The 18,958-nt window shown below is 40.1% G+C and carries 18 protein-coding genes; 5 read left to right on the top strand and 13 right to left on the bottom strand.

All coding sequences use genetic code 11. From position 1 onward, the window contains the following. Positions 1 to 109 precede the first annotated feature (109 nt). The 9 genes from AC07VK_RS00470 to AC07VK_RS00430 all read right to left on the bottom strand — a co-directional run bounded on the left by AC07VK_RS00470 (position 110) and on the right by AC07VK_RS00430 (position 9,547). Complete coding sequence (locus tag AC07VK_RS00470; protein ID WP_492955718.1) at positions 110 to 415, bottom strand: GNAT family N-acetyltransferase; 306 nt, start codon at positions 413 to 415, stop codon at positions 110 to 112. 517 nt (positions 416 to 932) lie between these two features. After that, entirely contained in the window at positions 933 to 1,499 is a 567-nt protein-coding gene (locus AC07VK_RS00465; RefSeq protein ID WP_492957531.1) for a biliverdin-producing heme oxygenase, read from the bottom strand. 27 nt (positions 1,500 to 1,526) lie between these two features. Next, complete coding sequence (locus AC07VK_RS00460) at positions 1,527 to 3,884, bottom strand: TonB-dependent receptor (protein ID WP_492957529.1); 2,358 nt, start codon at positions 3,882 to 3,884, stop codon at positions 1,527 to 1,529. Positions 3,885 to 3,928: 44 nt separating this feature from the next. Next, positions 3,929 to 5,170 (bottom strand): S41 family peptidase, encoded by a 1,242-nt coding sequence (locus tag AC07VK_RS00455; protein ID WP_492957527.1) that lies wholly within the window; start codon positions 5,168 to 5,170, stop codon positions 3,929 to 3,931. A 44-nt stretch (positions 5,171 to 5,214) separates the two neighbouring features. Then, on the bottom strand, positions 5,215 to 6,192 hold the full coding sequence (locus tag AC07VK_RS00450; RefSeq protein ID WP_492957525.1) for an SGBP N-terminal domain-containing protein: 978 nt from the start codon (positions 6,190 to 6,192) through the stop codon (positions 5,215 to 5,217). Between the two features lie 188 nt (positions 6,193 to 6,380). Beyond that, complete coding sequence (locus AC07VK_RS00445) at positions 6,381 to 6,968, bottom strand: hypothetical protein (protein WP_492957523.1); 588 nt, start codon at positions 6,966 to 6,968, stop codon at positions 6,381 to 6,383. A gap of 88 nt (positions 6,969 to 7,056) precedes the next feature. Next, positions 7,057 to 8,022, bottom strand: coding sequence for an SGBP N-terminal domain-containing protein (locus AC07VK_RS00440; protein WP_492955712.1), 966 nt, complete (start codon positions 8,020 to 8,022; stop codon positions 7,057 to 7,059). Between the two features lie 29 nt (positions 8,023 to 8,051). Beyond that, positions 8,052 to 8,813 carry an HmuY family protein gene (locus AC07VK_RS00435; RefSeq protein WP_492955711.1) on the bottom strand — a complete coding sequence of 254 codons (762 nt, stop codon included), beginning with the start codon at positions 8,811 to 8,813 and terminating at the stop codon, positions 8,052 to 8,054. A gap of 5 nt (positions 8,814 to 8,818) precedes the next feature. After that, positions 8,819 to 9,547 (bottom strand): HmuY family protein, encoded by a 729-nt coding sequence (locus AC07VK_RS00430; RefSeq protein WP_492957521.1) that lies wholly within the window; start codon positions 9,545 to 9,547, stop codon positions 8,819 to 8,821. 324 nt (positions 9,548 to 9,871) lie between these two features. Between AC07VK_RS00430 and AC07VK_RS00425 the strand changes: the two genes are divergently transcribed. From AC07VK_RS00425 to AC07VK_RS00410, 4 genes are read left to right on the top strand one after another with little or no spacing between them, the layout of a single operon-like run. Next, positions 9,872 to 10,714, top strand: a complete 843-nt coding sequence (locus AC07VK_RS00425; RefSeq protein ID WP_492957519.1) for a heme/hemin ABC transporter substrate-binding protein — start codon at positions 9,872 to 9,874, stop codon at positions 10,712 to 10,714. Next, a complete protein-coding gene (locus AC07VK_RS00420) occupies positions 10,714 to 11,757 on the top strand; it encodes a FecCD family ABC transporter permease (protein WP_492957517.1) in 1,044 nt (347 codons plus the stop codon). Before AC07VK_RS00425 ends, AC07VK_RS00420 begins: the two co-directional genes overlap by 1 nt. After that, entirely contained in the window at positions 11,758 to 12,654 is an 897-nt protein-coding gene (locus tag AC07VK_RS00415) for a heme ABC transporter ATP-binding protein (RefSeq protein WP_492959829.1), read from the top strand. It abuts the gene before it with no gap. Between the two features lie 13 nt (positions 12,655 to 12,667). Further along, entirely contained in the window at positions 12,668 to 13,018 is a 351-nt protein-coding gene (locus tag AC07VK_RS00410) for a transcriptional repressor (RefSeq protein WP_492957515.1), read from the top strand. Here the strand turns inward: AC07VK_RS00410 and AC07VK_RS00405 are convergent. Beyond that, positions 12,999 to 13,979 carry a helix-turn-helix transcriptional regulator gene (locus AC07VK_RS00405; RefSeq protein ID WP_492955706.1) on the bottom strand — a complete coding sequence of 327 codons (981 nt, stop codon included), beginning with the start codon at positions 13,977 to 13,979 and terminating at the stop codon, positions 12,999 to 13,001. The genes AC07VK_RS00410 and AC07VK_RS00405 overlap by 20 nt on opposite strands. Before the next feature lie 682 nt (positions 13,980 to 14,661). On the opposite strand from AC07VK_RS00405, the gene AC07VK_RS00400 reads away from it, so the two are divergent. Continuing rightward, positions 14,662 to 15,417, top strand: a complete 756-nt coding sequence (locus tag AC07VK_RS00400) for a type 1 glutamine amidotransferase domain-containing protein (protein WP_492957513.1) — start codon at positions 14,662 to 14,664, stop codon at positions 15,415 to 15,417. Positions 15,418 to 15,488: 71 nt separating this feature from the next. On the opposite strand, the gene AC07VK_RS00395 is transcribed toward AC07VK_RS00400, so the two are convergent. The 3 genes from AC07VK_RS00395 to AC07VK_RS00385 all read right to left on the bottom strand — a co-directional run bounded on the left by AC07VK_RS00395 (position 15,489) and on the right by AC07VK_RS00385 (position 18,956). Continuing rightward, positions 15,489 to 16,055, bottom strand: coding sequence for a Crp/Fnr family transcriptional regulator (locus AC07VK_RS00395; protein ID WP_492959827.1), 567 nt, complete (start codon positions 16,053 to 16,055; stop codon positions 15,489 to 15,491). Positions 16,056 to 16,482: 427 nt separating this feature from the next. Continuing rightward, positions 16,483 to 17,346, bottom strand: a complete 864-nt coding sequence (locus tag AC07VK_RS00390) for an ROK family protein (protein WP_492955704.1) — start codon at positions 17,344 to 17,346, stop codon at positions 16,483 to 16,485. Between the two features lie 176 nt (positions 17,347 to 17,522). Then, positions 17,523 to 18,956, bottom strand: a complete 1,434-nt coding sequence (locus AC07VK_RS00385) for a RagB/SusD family nutrient uptake outer membrane protein (RefSeq protein ID WP_492957511.1) — start codon at positions 18,954 to 18,956, stop codon at positions 17,523 to 17,525. Positions 18,957 to 18,958 lie beyond the last annotated feature (2 nt).

Here is an 18,958-nt window from a genome sequence, read left to right as displayed (position 1 = left end):
TGGTTCTTTTTAAAGGTTTAATCAACCCATATACAATTTCTTGCCGATTTTCCAGAACCATGAAATATTAGTGTAACTTTCTGAGGTTAATGCTAATATTGTTTATTGATTAATCGTTTTCACGCACTTTGTTCCAGATATCACCGTAAAGATCTTCGTGGCGTTTAAATTGCAGATGTACGTAAGGGCACAGTGGAATTACCTTCAGGTTATTAGCCCGTACATAATTTACCATCGCATCTAGCAATAGTTTTGCATAACCTTTGCCTTCTTTTTCGGGATCAATTTCGGTATGGTAAACCGTTAGATTTTCTCCCTGGATATCAAAAACCATTTCTCCGTATTTTTCTCCCTCATCATAAAGTTCGAATGCACTAGGTTCTTCTTTTTGGATATTTAATTTAACTTCTACCATAATAATTAAGCTGATATAATTTTAAAATTTGCTCATCAAACTGATGCGGCATTAAATAGCCGCCAAATCAATTAAAGATAACCAATATCTACTGATTTATGAATGATCTATAATCATACTTTAACAATTTTGAGATCTATTCTTGTTTAGCGCTTTATTCTTCCTGCCCCAAGCACTTAATTGACAAAATAGGCATCGCATAAATCTTTTGTTCTTGTTTCTGATCTTAAATAACAGGATTCATCAATGAATGGCATATCTGCCACCCTACTAATATGCAAACCATTTCAAAAAAATGTATTTGCGTTGTTACCGTATGCCTATGGGCCTGGTTTCTGTCAGCATGTATTTTCTAACCGTTTCCCTTTACAGCTTTACCAAAAACGATCTGATAGTACATTCAGGGTCACGGCAGATGGTGACCTGAGGCTTGGTACTATAATTTCTTAAAAAAGGTTTTAACCTATACCAGTTTGTCGCTCAGCAACTGGTATAGATCATTTTACCTTATCGAAATTTAGACAGGTTGCACATTCACTTTTTCGAAAACATAGGCAAAATGTTTAAAGGTATCATTTGCAGCTACAATGGCTTCTTCTTCCTCTTGTTCTGTTTTTGCCTGTGCGTTTAAAACAGCGATAAAGCTACCCCACATCATACCAGTGGCTTCTCCATAACCCGAGAAGAAAGATACGCCTTTCGTTACCCCTCCTTTTTCGAGCATTTTCACAATGATGCTGCCACCCATTATCGAGCCTTCCAATACATATAATGCACCCAAAGCCTGTACTGCATTTTCGATTTTTGGTACGGTGGTATATGGCAGATCATTCATATCGCCGCCCAATTCCAAAATATCAGCTTTGATATAACCTGAGTTTCTACGCTGTGAATAATCAGGCAAAACTTCTGCCGTGATAAATGGCTTAATGGCTGTTTCAATATGACTGAAATAGGCATAAAAATGTTTTAACAGATCTGCATAATCAGCATTACTTCTGATCGCTTTTAGTTTTAAAACAACCTGTTTTTCTAAGTTCTGGTGTTCAGCTTTTGTAGCTTCTTTAATATTTGTACTTAACATGTTTTGTAATTTATGGTGATTGAATAATTAATCTTTATATAAACGATAGGTTAATCCGGCCAGCAATACGCGTCCGGGCTGGCCTGGCATGAGCCGATCGGTATAATTTAAAATATTTTCGGCAGTAAGTCTGACGCTTAAATGCTGCTTCATCAGTTTCTTTTCAAAAGCTGCATTAAGCATAAAAAAGCCATCTACGAAGGTGTCGTATCGATCGATAAACTGGTTTCCGTTAAGGTCGCCAAAAGGATATTTGCCTCTATAATTTACCCTTACATTTAAACTGGCATCCCATGGACGGTAGTTATAAAATGCCTTAAAGTTAGCCATATGACGAGATCTGTTCTCGATCCCCCAATAATCAGCAGGTTTTGGTGCATAAGAATTTCCGGTAGCGGGATCGTGGATATTCTGGTTATAGGGATAATGACCTGCTTTAATGCTATCGGTTACGCTCAGATCTTTCGCAATCAGGTATTGATAACCGGCACTCAGTTCTAAGTTTTTAATTGGGCTAATGGCAAAAGAAACATCTATACCCTTATTTACAGCTTCGGGCAAGTTTTGATAGGTATAAATATTCCGGTTTCCATTACCTGTAGCCACCTGAATACTGTTGATCTGGTTGCGTAAGCTATGGTGAAATATACCGGCCTCTAGCTTTATATTATCTTTAGGTTTCCACTCAAAACTTAAATTGAGCGAGGTGCTCCTTTCTGCCTGCAAATTCTGGTTCAATTGATTTAACAGAAATTGCCTAATCTCGCTGATCTGTCCCTGCTTATCTAACTGGTTTAGCGTTTCCCTTAATACTTCATTTCCGATAACCAGGTAATTCGCCGCCGGGTTATAAAAAACAAGGTATCTCGATTTAAAATCTGGCGCTTTAAAGCCTGTCCCTGCTCCTGCTTTAAAGGTTAAACCGGGCACAATTTTATATTGTAAACCTAAACTTGGATTAAGTTTGCTGCCGTAGGCGTTAGTTAAATCGTAACGAAGACCAGCAACCAAGCCCAGTTGTTTATTCAACTGCCAATCGCCCTGCAAAAAAGCAAAACCTGTACCTACCGAACCAGGATTGGTGAGCGATATATCCTTCATGGTTTCGATACCAGCACCTAAACCGCCCGTAAATTTGAGTTCATCACTTACACCATAAGCAAACTGCTGTTCAAAACGGTGCAGGTTTTGCACAAAAATATCTTTGGTAATGCTGCTATTGGTCTGCTGCCAGTCTACACTTTGGTCTGAACGGAAATTAGTAAAATAATAACGGCTCATGCTGCGTAGCCCTGAATTGAAATGATGATCAAAAGTGGCCGAAAGGTTTAAATCCTGCTCATCCTGACTGTCGCCAGAAATAATGCCCAAACCAAAATCTTTAGACATAAACGATTTTCTCAACCCATATCTGCCGCTAAAACCAATGGTACTCGCTGGCGTTAAGCGGTACCTCAACCTCCCCTGCAGGGCATAATTATCGTAAGGTGGCGCTGTAGTTCCCTGCTGGATGTATTTTGGATTGGTATTAAAACCATCGGTGCGGTAATAATTTGCAGAGATACTGGCCGATCCCCTTTGCGAAGCGAAAGGTGTTTCCCCCTCGAGTGTAATATCTGCAATATTCAAACTTCCGTAATTGGCTGCAACCAATGCCTGCGGCTGTACAGCACCATAGCGGGTAACGATGTTAATTGCCCCGCCGAGCGCCTCGCTTCCAAAGAGACAGGAAGATGCACCTTTAATAATTTCGATCCGTTCAATATTGGAAACACTGATTCTGGATAAATCAAAATTTCCGCTATTACGCCCAACCATTGGCTGACCATCGATCAATATCATGATATATTCACTGCTAAAACCCTGCATCTGCACCCCAACCGATCGGGCACCGCCGCCAATGTTATTTACAATGGCAATCCCAGTCTGCTCTTTTAATACTTCATCCAACCTGCGGCTGCCCATTAATTCGATGGTACGCCTGCTGATTACCGTAACAGGCATTGCGCTACGTTCTAGCTTGATCAGGTTATCGGGAGCAGCACGGTTTTCGGATACCGCTACCTCATTAAGTTCGCGTTCATCATCCGATAGTTTAATGATCAGACTTGCAACTGTACCGATTTTAATATTATTCTGGTAACTGGCCTTCCCAATCATTGTTACTGTTATGCTATAATTACCGGTAAATATCTTGTTGAAGCTAAAATTTCCTTTGGCATCGGTTTCGGTGCTATGTCCATCAGGTTCTAAACGTACTGTTGCACCTCCTAAAGGTTTGCCCTGTTCGTCGCTAACCGTGCCTTTTAAACTTCCATAATCCTGCGCCGCAACCTTCAAATGGAAAAACGCAAGAAAAAGTATGATGGAGGAAAGTTTAAACATGTCTTATTTTTATTATTGTGGAATCAGGTTTTAGTCTTATCATATTATTTTCTTAATCTTAACCTGTTTTCGAACATGATACTTTCTACAACGGTTTGCTGTGAAAGATTGGTTCTATTGGTCTTAATTTGATCTGCAGTGGCCAGTTTGCTTACGGCCAGTTTTTTTGTTCCGTTGATGAGTTCCAAAGCCGCGCTTAGACAACCTTCGCTCGGATCGCCCAATACCGGATTATCTACTCCTTTTACGGCAACATCAGGCTGCATACCGATAAAATAATCCGACCAGCCATTGGCATTTTTAATCAGGAAACTGCTCAGATAAACACTGTACTGATCGATATTGATCCCGAAAAAACCTACCGGTTTGCCATAGGTTTTCTCACCGATCAGTTTAACATCAAAATAAGGTTTCAGGCAACTGATCAGCATTTCGCTGGCCGAGGCGGTATTGCCCGAAACAATAAAATACACCGATTGGATAGTTTGTAAATTTCCTTTTTTGCTGAATGCATAGGTATTGCCAGCAATAGTATAGTCTACATCGGCCATGGTCGCATTACGGCCATTGTAGATGGCAGTTTTCCCATTAGCATCTAAATATGGCTGGTGTTTTAATATTGGTACGGTGCCATTTTGCATGGATGGGTTAAATACCTCACTGTACATCACCTTTCCGTTCAAACCATTAGGAGCAATTAAATTGGCTACATATTCTGCGGTTTCGAGATAACCACCACCATTGTTCCGCAGGTCGATTACAATAGCTTTTGGATTGGCAGTAGCCAGATCTGCAAAGGCTTGATCTAAGGCTGCTTTGCTGCTGCTTAATGACGGAAAAGAAGCTAATGCCAGATAAGCAATAGGCGTATTTCCAGTGGTAATTACCTTACTAATTAATACAGCAGTGCCTGAATTTACGACTCCGGCACTAGTACCTGGTAAACTTCTTCCTTGTTGAAGATATGAGTATTTTGGGTTTTCGAAGTAAACAGGTAATTCGTAAGGGTTTCCTGTAGTCACATTTATTTTAAGCTGCGAAATATCGAATAGTTCTTTTTTAAAAGCAATGATATCAGAACTGATTCCTCCGTATTTTTGTCGTGGGTTAAACGTTTCATAACCTGGCAAAGCATCGCTCCATAGGTACACCTGTTTGGCGTACAAAAAGATAGAATCGAGCGTAAACTGACTGCGCGTACCTGTTGTTGGCGAAACAATCTCGTCCGCATCATCAATAGAAACCTGTACCTTTTTACAGGCAGAGGTTCCTATTAGAATGAGCATAAGAAGCGTGGTATATATCTTTGTGTTGTATTGCACTTTACAGCCTAATTAACAATTGTTATCACATCATCGAAAATACCGCTAACCGGGCCGCCGGCATAATATTCTCCGGCAGGATAGTTATAGCTATATAGATCATAATTGCCAATCGGTAAATTATCTGGCACTTTTAATGTTAACTGACCTGTTTTGGTTTCCTTGATAATCAAGTCATAAATTTGTTTATTGGCAGCATTGCGGATAGAAAATTTATTGACCAGTTCAATCCTGCTTGCACCAGTAAGCACAAACTCTTCTCCGAGTTTTAATGTGAGTTTTATGGCACTCAATTCTACAGGAGTAATAATCGGACGGCCATTAGCTACACCGAATGAACGTTCTAAAACTACACTTCTCTGCCCCGATACGATCTTCAATTGATAAATACCATCTGGTACAGTATTATCAACCGTTACGCTGAGTGCAATTGGTGTTATTGTTGCAATCGCAATTTCTTTTTCCGTATTGTTAGCGGTATTTACCAAAAAAGCTTTGGTTTGTTCTTTATTGGCAATAATATTATCGCCGGTAACATTAATATTGCTACCTCTGTTTACAAAGTTTTTAGTGTTATAAACCAAAACACCCGATGAAATATTTATTTTGAGTAGCGGTTGATTGATCACCTTTTTAATCAGGTACTCTTTGGTTGTACCATTCTGTGCAGTTACCACAAACCTGGTTGTTTCTTTAAAAGCCACACTTTGGCCTGAAGCAGGACTAACATTTGCCCTTTCTGATACCACAATGGTGGGTATAATATTATCTGGCACAGCCTGCCCTGATGGCCAGTATATAGTGAGGTTCTTTTCATCAATTACAGCTTTAATTGATTCACCATTAGCATCTTTTACCGTAAAACTTACAATGTCGGCATAAGGGAAATCTTCATATTCTTTTTTGCAGGCACTGAATATGCTAATAAAGCAAAAAAGTAAAAGATAATACGAGCTGATAGAGAAGCGCTTATATATTGTATTCATAATCAATAATTGTTAGATTTGCATTTTTAGAGCCCGCAAATATGGCCTTAGCCAAGGCTGATATTTTTAAAACGATTCGGGATTATTCCCTTATTTGGGTTTATTTATGATTTTTAGGGACGATAAGTCGTGTTTTCGTCCCTTTTTTAATCTTTTTAATTAAGGACTTCCCTTGATTGAGCTAATCCTTATTTTAATCTCTTGATATGGAAGTTTACAGTAGTATTGTAAGTACCAGATGTAGTTACGCCATCAAGCTGAACCACATAAAGTCTGGTTGAACCAGCAATTGTTGAGCCGTTACCTACAACAGCATATCTTTGAGCCACAGGAGTAATGGTACGGTTAACACGGTCGTAATTATACCATCCCACTACCGTTGTGGTATTGCTACCCAAAGTGCTAATTGCACCCAATGTAACCGAAGAAACATCGGGTAAAGTAATGCCAGTAACGTTCGTTACTGAAGGAGAATCATAATAACCAAGGCTATTTGTTCCTGCAATGGTAATGTTTCCGTTAAAGTTGCTGTCAAAATTAACCTGGTTTCCAGAACTTGCAACAACATTGTTCAATAAGTCGTAACCAACCGCAGTCCAGGAAGTAGGCGAAGTTGAAGAATTGGTTACCACTCCCGCCTCTGTAGAATCTACAGCAATAACGGCTGTAGCATTTTGTAAGGCAAGTTTATTGTCTGGTTGAACGGCTTCTTTTTTACAAGCGGTTCCTATTATGGCTAAAGTTGCAATTGCGAACGTAAGTTTTAAAAATTTCATTTTCATTTTTTTTAGATTTATGATTTTTGTTATATAAATGGGAATAATCTTCCCGAATCGTTTTTCATGATTGAATAGTAAATGAGTATTATTTTGCAGTTACGGTAACAGACCAGTTTAGGGCTGATAAAGGCCATGTACCAAAAGATGCTGTTGGCGTATATACCCCTGGCGGAACGGTATCAGGAACGCGGATTACAGCCTCGGTACGGGTATAGGAAACAATAGGCAAAAGCGTTTTTTGTCCGTTTACCATAATATAGAATTCCTTAAAATCGTGGAATATAATTTGCGAGGAATTGATTTTAAAGGTTTCACCCTGTTTAACGGTCACCGGACCGTAGTTTATCCCCGGCCTGCCATAAACTACCTTTACCGGATACTTCGTTTCGGCAGTTAAGGCCTGTACTTTTACCCTTACCTTATAAGTTCCGGTATCCAACGTTTGGGGAACCTGCAGGTAACCATAAGTATAAGTCTTAATACCACCTATTATGGCTACCGATATACCTGGTGTTCCAAGCGAAAGACTTGGCGTTAACTCATATTCCTTATCAGCTTTATCTACCAGGTAGGCCTTGATCTTTTTAAGATCAGAAACATTAAAATTACCCTGAACCCGCACATCATAAGCACCAACTGCCATTGTTGATGTAGTAGTAGCTGTTGATAGCTCGGTTAATACCAGGGGCGAAATTTGATTTAGTTTAATAATCAGTTTGTAGGTCGAAGTGCTTTGGTCGGCAGCTATAACGGTATAAGTTTTTTTGGTATCCAATACTTCTACCGGGGCAAGGGTTTCACTCAACTTAGCGCCTGCCGAAAGTTTAATCACCGGTTCGATTACATCCAGTTCATAATAATATGGCAGGTAAAGTGTAATGGTTTTATCAGTCTCATCAATGGCACCAAAAATATTCCCATCGGATACGGCAACCTTAAATTCTGTGATTTTATTTGCAGGGAGTGGATCCAGGCCAATTGTTTTTTTACAGGCGGTAAGCATAGCAACTGCTAATAAAAAGCAAAACAGTTGCGTTAATTTATTCTTCATTTTAATTGATTGTATTGATTTAATAGTGATTATTTGATTTCGAATTTTGTACTCCCTTTTGGTACAATTACATATTCAAAGGTGAAATACATATGTGGGGTGGTCCTGAACCATTTATCAGCCGTAAAGGCATCCTTATAACAACTGATCATTTTGATCTTCGCATAATCTCCTTTAGCGGTGCGAATAATAACAGTACGTTTTTCAGGCATAGCATAGGCCACGTGCTGTTTATCGTAACTTCCATCCCCTCTTTTGGTTCCGCCAAAATCATATAGGTACCACCCTATCCCTTCGCCAAAATCTCCCTCATCGTCGGTACCGATAGTTTTACTGATGCTTAAAGTACCATCAGCAGGCACCTCAGTAACCTGGTCAAAAGGCTTTTGTAATATGGCAATCGCACCCGTGCCTGTACTTCCGGCGCCAAGGCTGGTACTTGACTGACCATTGTTGCCACTTAAGAAACTATTGTAAAGTCCATTAAAGCAGACATCCCAACGATTGGTTTTCGCGTAAAGCAAGGGAATAATTGTTTTTGTTTCCAAGCTGAACAACACAGCTGTTGGTGGTACGGTAGGGTTGGCATCATCTGTTTCTACGGCTAAATTCTCGATCCGTTGCAACTTAAAATATGGTGTACCTCCTTCTGTTTGGGCAGGTATTTCTTTTGCAGGTTCTGGCGTTATGACCTCATCCTTTTTGCATGCAGTAAAAAGAACCATTACCATTAAACAGATTGAAGCCCATTTAAATAATACATTATTCTTTTTTGTAGTTATTCCGTTCATCTTCTTTATTTTGTTTGTAAGTTTTTGCTTCCGTCCTGTTGTACATAATATCTAAAAGTGTAATAGGGTGCGGGCCAGTTTAAATCGGTAACACTCGGTGGATTGCCTTTGTAGGCATTGATTAACTGCAATTTGGCATATTTACCATCGGGCAACCTGATAGCGTAGGTACGATTGGGTATAGCCTGCATAATGTGTGTATTGAGGCTATAAAAAAACCATCCATTCGAAGTAGCCGACGATGCCCAGCCAATTTTGGTTGCTTCGCTGGCATTAAATAGCTGATCGGAAGGCGCCTGATTAACTGTATCGTAACTTTGTTCGAGCATTACTACTGCACTTTTTGCAACCCCACCGAAGCCAGGGTTATATTGATAGTCTTTGTCGTTAACGTAAACCTCACTATTGTAAGGTCCGGTGAAAGCCAGATCCCAATCTTTGGTTTTCAACCATTGTGCAGAATCAGCAGCATTGCGGATCCAGATCTGTTTCTGATCCTTAAAACGGAACAGAAAAGTATAAAATGCACGTACTTCCTTGCCCGGAGTTCCACTTCCCATCGCAGCTTGTGTATCGCCGGCTAGATCGTTAATCACTACACTTTTGCCATCCTGTAAAACTTCATTCGGATCTGGTTCATCTTTTTTGCACGAAGCAAAAGCAACCGTAAAGAGCAACAAGCCAATTATGATTGTTTTGGTATTAAACTGACCTGTATAATTTATGTACTTCATTTTAGATTATTTTTAATCATTCTAAATAAGAATAATGCAAACATCCATATTAAGTGCCATAAATGGTTTGTGCAATCCGTATTTTAATTTGTGCAATCCGTATTTTCTTTTGTTCAAAGCGTATTTTTTTCTTCTCCATTTTGCACAAATGAGCTGATTAAATCCTTCTGAAAACAAAACAACTAACTCATTATCAATTATATAAACAAAATACATTAGAACACTTTATTCAAAAAAAAAAACCTTAGGCCAATTTCTAGACCCGTTCAAATACTTGTATTTAGATTAATTAAACACTTTTTTTGTCTCCATATCATAGGCTTCATGAGTTTAAAAAAATATTATATTATAATAATTGTTCTGTCTTTTTCACTTGCCGCAGAACAATCAGCAGCACAAGCAAAGCGCATCATTACCTTGAGCAGCGCCATAAGCGAAACGGTGAATGCTTTGGGCTATGGCAAAAGAATTTTGGCAACTGATGTAACCAGCGTAGCGCCTGAGGAAATCAACAGGCTACCTAAGGTGAGCCGGAACAGATCATTTTCGGTTGAAGCGATTACTGGCTTCCGTCCAGATCTTATTTTAGTTCCTGAAGGCGATTTTTCTAAAGAAAACCTTTATCAGTTTAAATCTCTAGGTATTCGGGTGGTTACTATCCGTCAGGAATTTTCTGTTCAGGGCGCAACAAAATTTATCAGGCAAATTGCTGCTGCCATTGGCGATAAAGCCCGCGGCGAACAGCTTGCACAAAAAACAGAAAACAGCGTTAATATCACTTTAAGTCAATTAAAAAAGGGGAATAAGAGTCCGAAAGTATTATTTATTTATGCCCGGGGTGTAGGTACCATGAACGTGGCCGGAAAAGGCAGCAGTATGGATGCGATTATTAAACTGGCTGGGGGTAAAAATGCCATACAGGAATTCAGCGATTTTAAACCCTACACTACAGAAGCGCTGATTAAAAGTAATCCGGATATAATCCTGATGTTCGATTTTGGGCTAAGCAGTTTAGGTGGCAGGGAAGCCTTTTTAGATCTTCCGGGCGTAGCTTATACCAATGCCGGAAAAAACAAAAGAATAGTAGAAATGAACGGACCATTGCTCATCAACTTCAGCAACCGTTTACCCGAAGCCATTAAAGCACTAAATAACCGTATTTTATAATGAAAAGAACGGTTATTTATACCTGCCTTGGTGCAGGATTATTGGTTTCCATCTGCTTTTCCCTTGCCCTGGGTGCCATGCGCATCCCTTTAAAAGAAGTAATCGATACCTTAAGCCATACCTTGGGCTTTACTGTTTTTGGTGGTACAGATCATGGAATAAATGAAGGCGTAATCATGATGATCAGGCTGCCGCGTACCTTAATGGGCATACTGGTTGGCGCCGCATTGGGCATATCAGGTGCTGCAATACAGGGTATATTCAGAAATCCTTTGGCCGAACCCAGTTTGGTCGGCATATCGGCCGGGGCATCTTTAATGGCGGTATTGATTATTGCTTTCGAAACTTTGTTATTTTCGAGCCTAAGCCAGGTATTGGGTTATTATTTATTGGCTTTTGGTGCTTTTGCCGGTGCAGGCATTACTGCTATGCTGGTGTATAACCTTTCGAAAGTAAACGGGCAGGCCAATGTTTCTACCATGTTGCTTGCAGGTATTGCTATTAACGCTATGGCTGGAGCTTTAACTGGATTGGTAACTTATTTAGCCGATGAACAGAAACTCCGCAGCATTACCTTTTGGATGATGGGCAGTTTGGGTGGTGCTACCTGGCAAAATGTAAGCTGTTTGTTCCCTTTTGTAATTATCCCGGTAATCGGACTTCCTTTTCTATCCAGGGGATTGAATTTATTTGCCATCGGCGAAAGTCAGGTAGAACTGATTGGCCTAAACCCTAAACGCATCAAAATATTGGTGGTGGTATTGGCTACTATGGCCGTTGGAGCTTCAGTAGCCGTTTCGGGCATTATCGGTTTTATCGGACTGCTTATCCCCCACCTCGCCCGTTTGCTGGGCGGTGTAGATCACCGTTTTGTGCTTCCGGTTTCTGCATTAATGGGGGCTTTGGTGCTTACCCTGGCCGATATGGTTTCGAGATTGGTTGTTCAGCCCATCGAATTGCCTATCGGCGTGGTTACTGCTTTAATGGGTACACCCATATTTTTATATATCCTCATTAAAGACAAAAAGAAATTAGTTAATTAAATAACGGTTATGCTTAGAGTAGAATCCATCAGCTATAAATTAAATAACAGGCCGCTTTTAAAAGATATCTCGTTTAGTATCAGACCAGGTGAAATGGTTGCACTTTTAGGTTCGAACGGCGCCGGGAAATCTACCCTGATGCGTTTACTCTCTGGCGAGCTAAAACCTGATACAGGACGTATTATGCTGTATGGGGAAGACCTAAAAGATTATAACCGGAAAATTTTGGCCGGCAAAAGGGCTTACCTCCAACAACAGAATCCCATTTCGATGGCTTTTACTGTAAAAGAAGTGGTAATGATGGGCAGGTATGGCTTTAAAAGCCTCTCGTCAGCAAAAAACGACCAAACTGCGCTGCTCGAGACGATGGAACTATGCGGTTTAACCGATCTTGCCGACCGGTCGATGCTAAGCCTTTCGGGTGGCGAACAACAACGGGTACATCTGGCGAGGGTTTTGGCACAGCTGTGGGATAACAAAGATGCGGTATTGCTTTTAGACGAACCAACCAACAACATGGACCTTCAGTTTCAGCACCAAACCCTGGCAATAGCTACTGCAATGGCAAAAAAAGGTTACATGATTATTGTGGTACTGCATGAAGTTAACCTTGCCGCACAATATGCCAGCCGGATCATCATTTTAAAAGATGGACGGAAATGGTGGGATGGCACACCTGTACAGGTACTTACTCCGCAACACATGTATACGGCATTTGGCATCCATGCGCTGGCCTATACCGACCAAAGCAGCCTAAAAACCGTTATCGTTCCAAAAGAAATTAAACTGGATGCCGCAAAATTCAATTCCAATCTGCAAATTTCGCATCAACCCGTTTATAAATTAAAACCTACGGAAACTGATGAATTAATCAACCTACAATCAGTAAAGATTTAAATCTCCGCTACCTATGGAAAACATTCAAAAACTATTCAATACCGCGCAAAGTATCAGCCAACTACCTCAATCGGTTTATACTGATATCTTTAAAGAAACCATTTTAAAAACCATAAACGATTACTGCAGGCTAAAGCGCTTATTATTTTCAGAAAAAAGACTATGGATCGCCTTTAAATTACTAGAAGTAAGCGATTTTACCCACCCCGAATCACTTTGGTTGATGCTTAAAGAAGATAAAATGCCCATCAGCATTGGCTGCGTGTACAGCAACCTCAAACTGATGGAAGCAGCCGGTGTAGCCGAAGCACAGAGTGTAGGATCGAGGTTAATCCTCTATAAGATCAGAGCCGCACATCACTAGGCAATATGCCGTAGTATTTCTTAAAAGCATTGGTAAAACTAGCCTGGTGCTTAAAACCTACGTTAACGCCAACTTCGTACATGTTTTTACCTTCTTCTAATATTAATCTTTTAGCCTCTTCCATTCTTAAACGGGTTACAAAGTCGTAAATGGTACTGCCAAAATATTTTTTAAAGCCCGTTCTCAACTTAAACTCATTAAGCAGTATCATCTTCGATAACTGCTTATGGGTTGGGGGATCGATATAATCACGCTCCAGAATTTCCCTCGCTTCTTCGAGCTTTGGAATATCGCGATCGAGCAGCGATTCTCTGCCTCCATGTATGTGCTGACTAAATTGCTCTAGCTGGTACATGATCAGTTCGGTAATACGTGCATCAGTAAACAAACGTTTCAGCTCCCCATCCTGCCTACAGGTAATAATGGCATCGATTGATCTGCGCATTTCGGGCGTCATAAAAAGATCGTGCTCAGCAAAGGAAGTCGATATTCCTTTTTCCATTTCCTGCACAAACTGCTCGTGCAATGGTGAATAGAGGTCAACCAATCGGAGATAATAATCTTTAGAGAGTACAATTAAAAAATATACAAATTCTACATCAGGTTTAACATCATAAGCTTCTTTTGCCGACGGGATATACCTGATGTTATGCCTGCTCCGTCCATATTTAGCCGACTGCTTACCCGCTGTAGCCGAACTACTTTTATTGCTAAAAATAAATTGACAGGTTATAGCCTCTCCTTCTACTTCTGTAAGGATACGGGCCGGACCATCAAACTTCATTTCAGAATGCACCAGGAAAAGACCATTAGTAGAAAGCTGATAGTTTTTAATGCCTACTGGCGCATCTTTAATGGTTATTAATTTTTCCGACAATCGATGATCGGGAACATATTGATCTGGAATTTCTTCCATAAACAGAAAATCTTTCTGATGCTCTATTCTCGCCTTTACAATCATTTTCCGGGTTAATTAATGTTAATCATAGATATACAAATATAACAATATTATTTATACTAATTCTAAATAAGGGACCTTAATAAAACAGTTCTCGTCCGAAAACGAATTAAACAGATTCCAGTATTACACTTAATCAGGATATGGTCGCAGTATTTTCTGCTCAAAAACATCAAAATGTATTACAGTAAAGGAAATTTAGCATTCCGATTTAAAAGAGATATTACTTTTAGGAACCTAATTAACATATAAAATGCGCTTAAAACGGATAAAAAAATCTTTTATCGACCAACTTACCCAGGACAGTTCATCCTTTGCAAACGAAAAACAGGTGAGAGGATTCGTTGCTCTTCCGAACACTGTTTCTATTGATATTACTCAGAAAGCCAGCGGTTTGTCTTCGAAACAAACTCTGATAAATCTCATAAAATGACATAATTTCAAAAGCCGACATCAATCGATCATCCGCTTAATATTTAGATGCCTTTTTCTTATTCAATGCCCCAATTAGGGGTTAAGAAAACGAAAGGTTCATCTGCCCTTTTTCATGAATCTACCACATTACCTAAGAAATTATAAAAGAAGAGCACCAAGTGTGATTTTAATCACATGTATTTTGTGATCTGTTTCCTTCCTTGACCACCTTTTTTGGGACAATTTTGTACTATAATTTATTTAACATAATATGAAAATCATTAAAACAGGAATGATGGCCCTTGCGGGTTTTACCATTCTATTCTCCGCTACTATTTCGACAGCACAAACAAAAAAAAAAATTCTTTTTGTGGTAACCAGTCACGACAAAAAAGGCAGTACGGGTCAGCCTACAGGCTATTACCTTGGTGAAGTTTCCCATCCCTGGGAAGTATTGAAAAATGCAGGTTACGAAATAGATTTCGTAAGCCCAAAAGGTGGCAAAGCACCCGTTGACGGATTTGACCTAAAAGACAAGGTGAATGCTAAATTCTGGAATGACAAGGTATACCGCAATAAAGTAGAGCATACAAAAACACCATCCCAGATTAATCCAGACGATTATCAAGCCATACACTTTGCTGGCGGGCATGGTGCGATGTGGGATTTTGCAGACAATACCGCAATAGCAAAAATTGCAAGTAAGATATACGAAAAAGGAGGCATTGTTAGTGCCGTATGTCATGGGCCAGCTGGCTTGGTAAATATCAAGCTAAGCAATGGCAAATATCTGGTAGACGGGAAGAAAGTAAACGGTTTTACAGATGAGGAAGAAGTAGCCGTTAAGCTGGAAAAAGTTGTTCCGTTCTTATTGGAAGATAAACTGAAAGAACGTGGTGCTATTTTCGAAAAATCAGGCTTATGGCAAGTTCATGTGGTTACTGATTCACGTTTGGTTACAGGTCAAAATCCGCAGTCCGCGAAAGCTGTTGGCGAGGCTGTTTTAACCGAGCTTAAAAAACTTTAACATACAAAATGAAGGCAGAGGGACAGTTTAGTCCTCCTGCTTTTCTATTATTTTGGCAAAAGCAATACCCCCTAAGGGTGGGTTAAACGGCTTAGGGTTTCTCTTGATACTCCCAGATAAGACGCAAGTAAAGTTTTCGGCAGGCGTTGAAGTAACGTTGGATTCAGCTTATAAAGCCGGTTATATCTTTCCTGCGGAATTTTATTGAGTAAAAGCAGGATGCGCTGTTGCAGGGCAACATAACCAAGACTAGATTTTTTACGAAAGAAATTGGAAATGCTGTGCAGCTCATCACATAGCTTTTCCTTATTATTCCATGACAATGCCAGCAATTCACAATCTTCAATACAATCAATAGCAATAGTTGCACGGGTGTGGTTATTCAGGGCCTGATAGTCGGAAATCCACCAATCTTCCATCGCAAACTGCAGAATCTGCATCCGCCCTTCCCGATCAGTATGATAGGCTTTAAGCAATCCTTTCACTACCCAGTAGTCATTAAAAACTTCATTGTCTTCCTGGATCAGGAATTGATGTTTCTTAATTTTCTTAGTTGTAAACATAGAGTAGACATAATCAAACTCCGCATCAGTTAATGGGGTAATCTTTTCTATATGTTGTCTCAAAGTGGCACTCATCAAGGAAACGGATTTTAGTTGGTCGAAAACAAATCTATTTAATTTTTCTAAAACAGTCTAAAAAACAAAATATGTCTAGCATTATGTCTATTTATAATAAACTTACAAAAATAGCACTAAACCGCAGGTGTCTCGAGTTATTTTTGAGATTGACAATTACCCATATCTTTTAAATAATTAACAAATTACCATTTATCCATTTTCTGTTATTTCACGAGATTTTTCTTTTTGTTAAAAATTTCGCTGTTGCTTCATTGATATCCAAATCCAAGCGGTTGGCCAGTACAATCAACCACCAGATACATTCACCCGGTTTATGTTCGAGTTCGGAAAGTGTTTGCTCGCCTTTTGTCCAACATCCTTGCTAAAATTATCAAAAATATAATCCTTTAAACGGATACAGTCTGTACTAATAATCAAGATCCTGTTATGATGTACTCGCCCCCGCCCCTATCAATGTTGCCCGCTCACCAAGTATAGATTTCTTTACAGGAAAACTGTAGCCCATCTTATCCGCTAAAAAACGCCTGGTATCTTCCAAAAAGAACTCTTCTGCATTTACAATATTGCCACCAATTACAGCGGCCAAGGGCATCTTGATCCTGATAAACTTATAAAGAAACTTTGCCAGGTTGATACTAAATTCCAGAAAGACCGCATTAAAATATGGAGATCCCTGATGATTATCCACCAGATCTTTCACATCCATAACTGTGATCCCAGTCAGCTCATGAAACCTTTTTATAAACCATCGCGTAGAAATATAGTCCTCAGCCTTTCCTTTCAAAAAAGGCATTTTCCATAAATTAGCATCTTTAACACGTCCTTTTTCGGTATGCGATGTCCCAAGCCCAGTACCCAGGGTGAGGCCGATGGCATCTCCGACATCATTCAGGCTTCCGTTGAAAAGCTCTCCTTTTAGAAAACACGCTGCATCATTTACGAAATTAACATCAGACGACAATATGCCAAGCCGGCCAGCAAGCATCTGTTTAATATTCAGGCCATAAAGTGCTTCATACTTCTTCTGCCCTCTGATCTTGCATACGCCTTCTCGATAGTCCATTGGCCCTGGCATAGCAATATTTATCTTTTGGGGAGCAATGCGGCAACTGTTTATGGATCTTTCAATAGTCCCGGCCCAGATCTCTATAATTTCTCCAGCAGACGCGTTTGAGTCCAGTTTCTCTCTGGACCATGTGCCCTGGATTTCTTCTTTTTTGTCTATATCAATCAAAAGGGCGGTAATATGGGATCCCCCTATATCCACGCCCATTACTATATTTTTCATATCGAATTTATTTAAATCAGAAAACGTAGATCAAAAAGCCACATCTGATTTCTTGATCTGCACCATACAGATTATTTGACCCCAGGCAATTGGCCTTATCGGACATCAATATTGATCTGCTTGGATAAAGAACTTTCCTGAGCACACTGATGATGGCTCAGGAAGATTCTCCTGGATTAATATCCTGGGTTTTGGGTTAATTTTGGGTTTAACTGGATTTCCCTGGTAGGTATTGGGTATAAGCTTAATGTTGACACCACATTACCGATAGTACCGTTTGCAGGGATATAATTGGTCTTGTGCGCCTGCATCACCTGAACAAAAGTTCCCCATCTGATCAGGTCAAACCATCTTTCCCCTTCAAAACAGAGTTCTATACGCCTTTCGTGACGGATCACCGTTCTTGCATCATCCTGTGACAGGCCAGTTTTAATGGGAAGGTTGGAGCGGGTACGGATCAGGTTCAATTGCGTAAGGGCCTGCGGCGTTTTGTTATTTTCATTCAATGCCTCTGCATACAATAGAACGATATCGCCATAACGTAATATAGGCCAGTCGTTATCGCCTTCACTATTAGCACCTACACTCTGATAAATAAATTTCTTCGCATAGTAATATACAAGCGTACCGGCACTATATACACCAATAGCTGTATTAAAGCGGCTATCGCCTGGCTCAAAAGAATTATAAAGATCTAGCGTACCACTATTGTTACTGTTCCCGGTAACTGCGGTAATAGTGGTTCCCGATGGCTGTGGAACAAAGCTCCTTGCGAAAGTATTACCCTCGCCAAAACCTCCACCAAGATATTGTACCGAAAATATAATATCCCTGTTATTGTCCTTGCCCAGTCCGAAGATCTGATCATAAGGCAACAAGGTGCCCGCTGTAGCCGTAACCGTAGCCAATATACTTTCGGCCTGCGGAAACTTATTTTGAAACATGTATACTTTACCCAAAAGGGCATTTGCTGCTATGCTGGTTGCCCGACCGATATCCGTTCCGGTATAACCTGCAGGCAGCACAGCAGCCGCCTCAGTTAAATCTTTCTCTATCTGCGCATAAACAGCAGTGGCGGGTGTTCTGTTGTAAGTATAAGCCTGCTGCTCTGAAACGATTTCGTTAAGTACCAAGGGCACACCGCCGAACATCCTAACCAGGTTAAAATACATTAATGCCCTGATAAATTTTGCCTGCCCGATATAACTGTTACGGTTTGCATCACTCATTGGAGGTGTGCTTACATGATCCAATACAATATTGGCATAGGCAATTGTTGCATAAAACCGCGCCCATGCACCCTGCAGGTTTGTAGATGCAGGAGTCCAGGTGAGCTTATCCTGTTCACCATACAGCACTTCGCTTTCCCCATAAGTCTGGGCATTATCTGAAGGAAGTTCACCAAAGCCATATTGCTCGTTATAGATCGGACGGAGACTACTATAAGCACCTGTCAATGCAGATTTAATATCAATCTCCGTCGTATAAAACGTGTTTACAGGAATGATGCCCTTTGGAGTGAGATCAACAAAGGTTTTTTTACAGGAAGTAATTGCCACACTTAAGATAAGCATGAATATACCAGATATAATTATTTTTTTAATTTTCATGA

The organism is Pedobacter sp. GW821-FHT01D05 (assembly GCF_059422505.1).
Note: the sequence above shows the minus strand (reverse complement) of the source record. Positions and strands in the feature narration are given on the sequence as shown.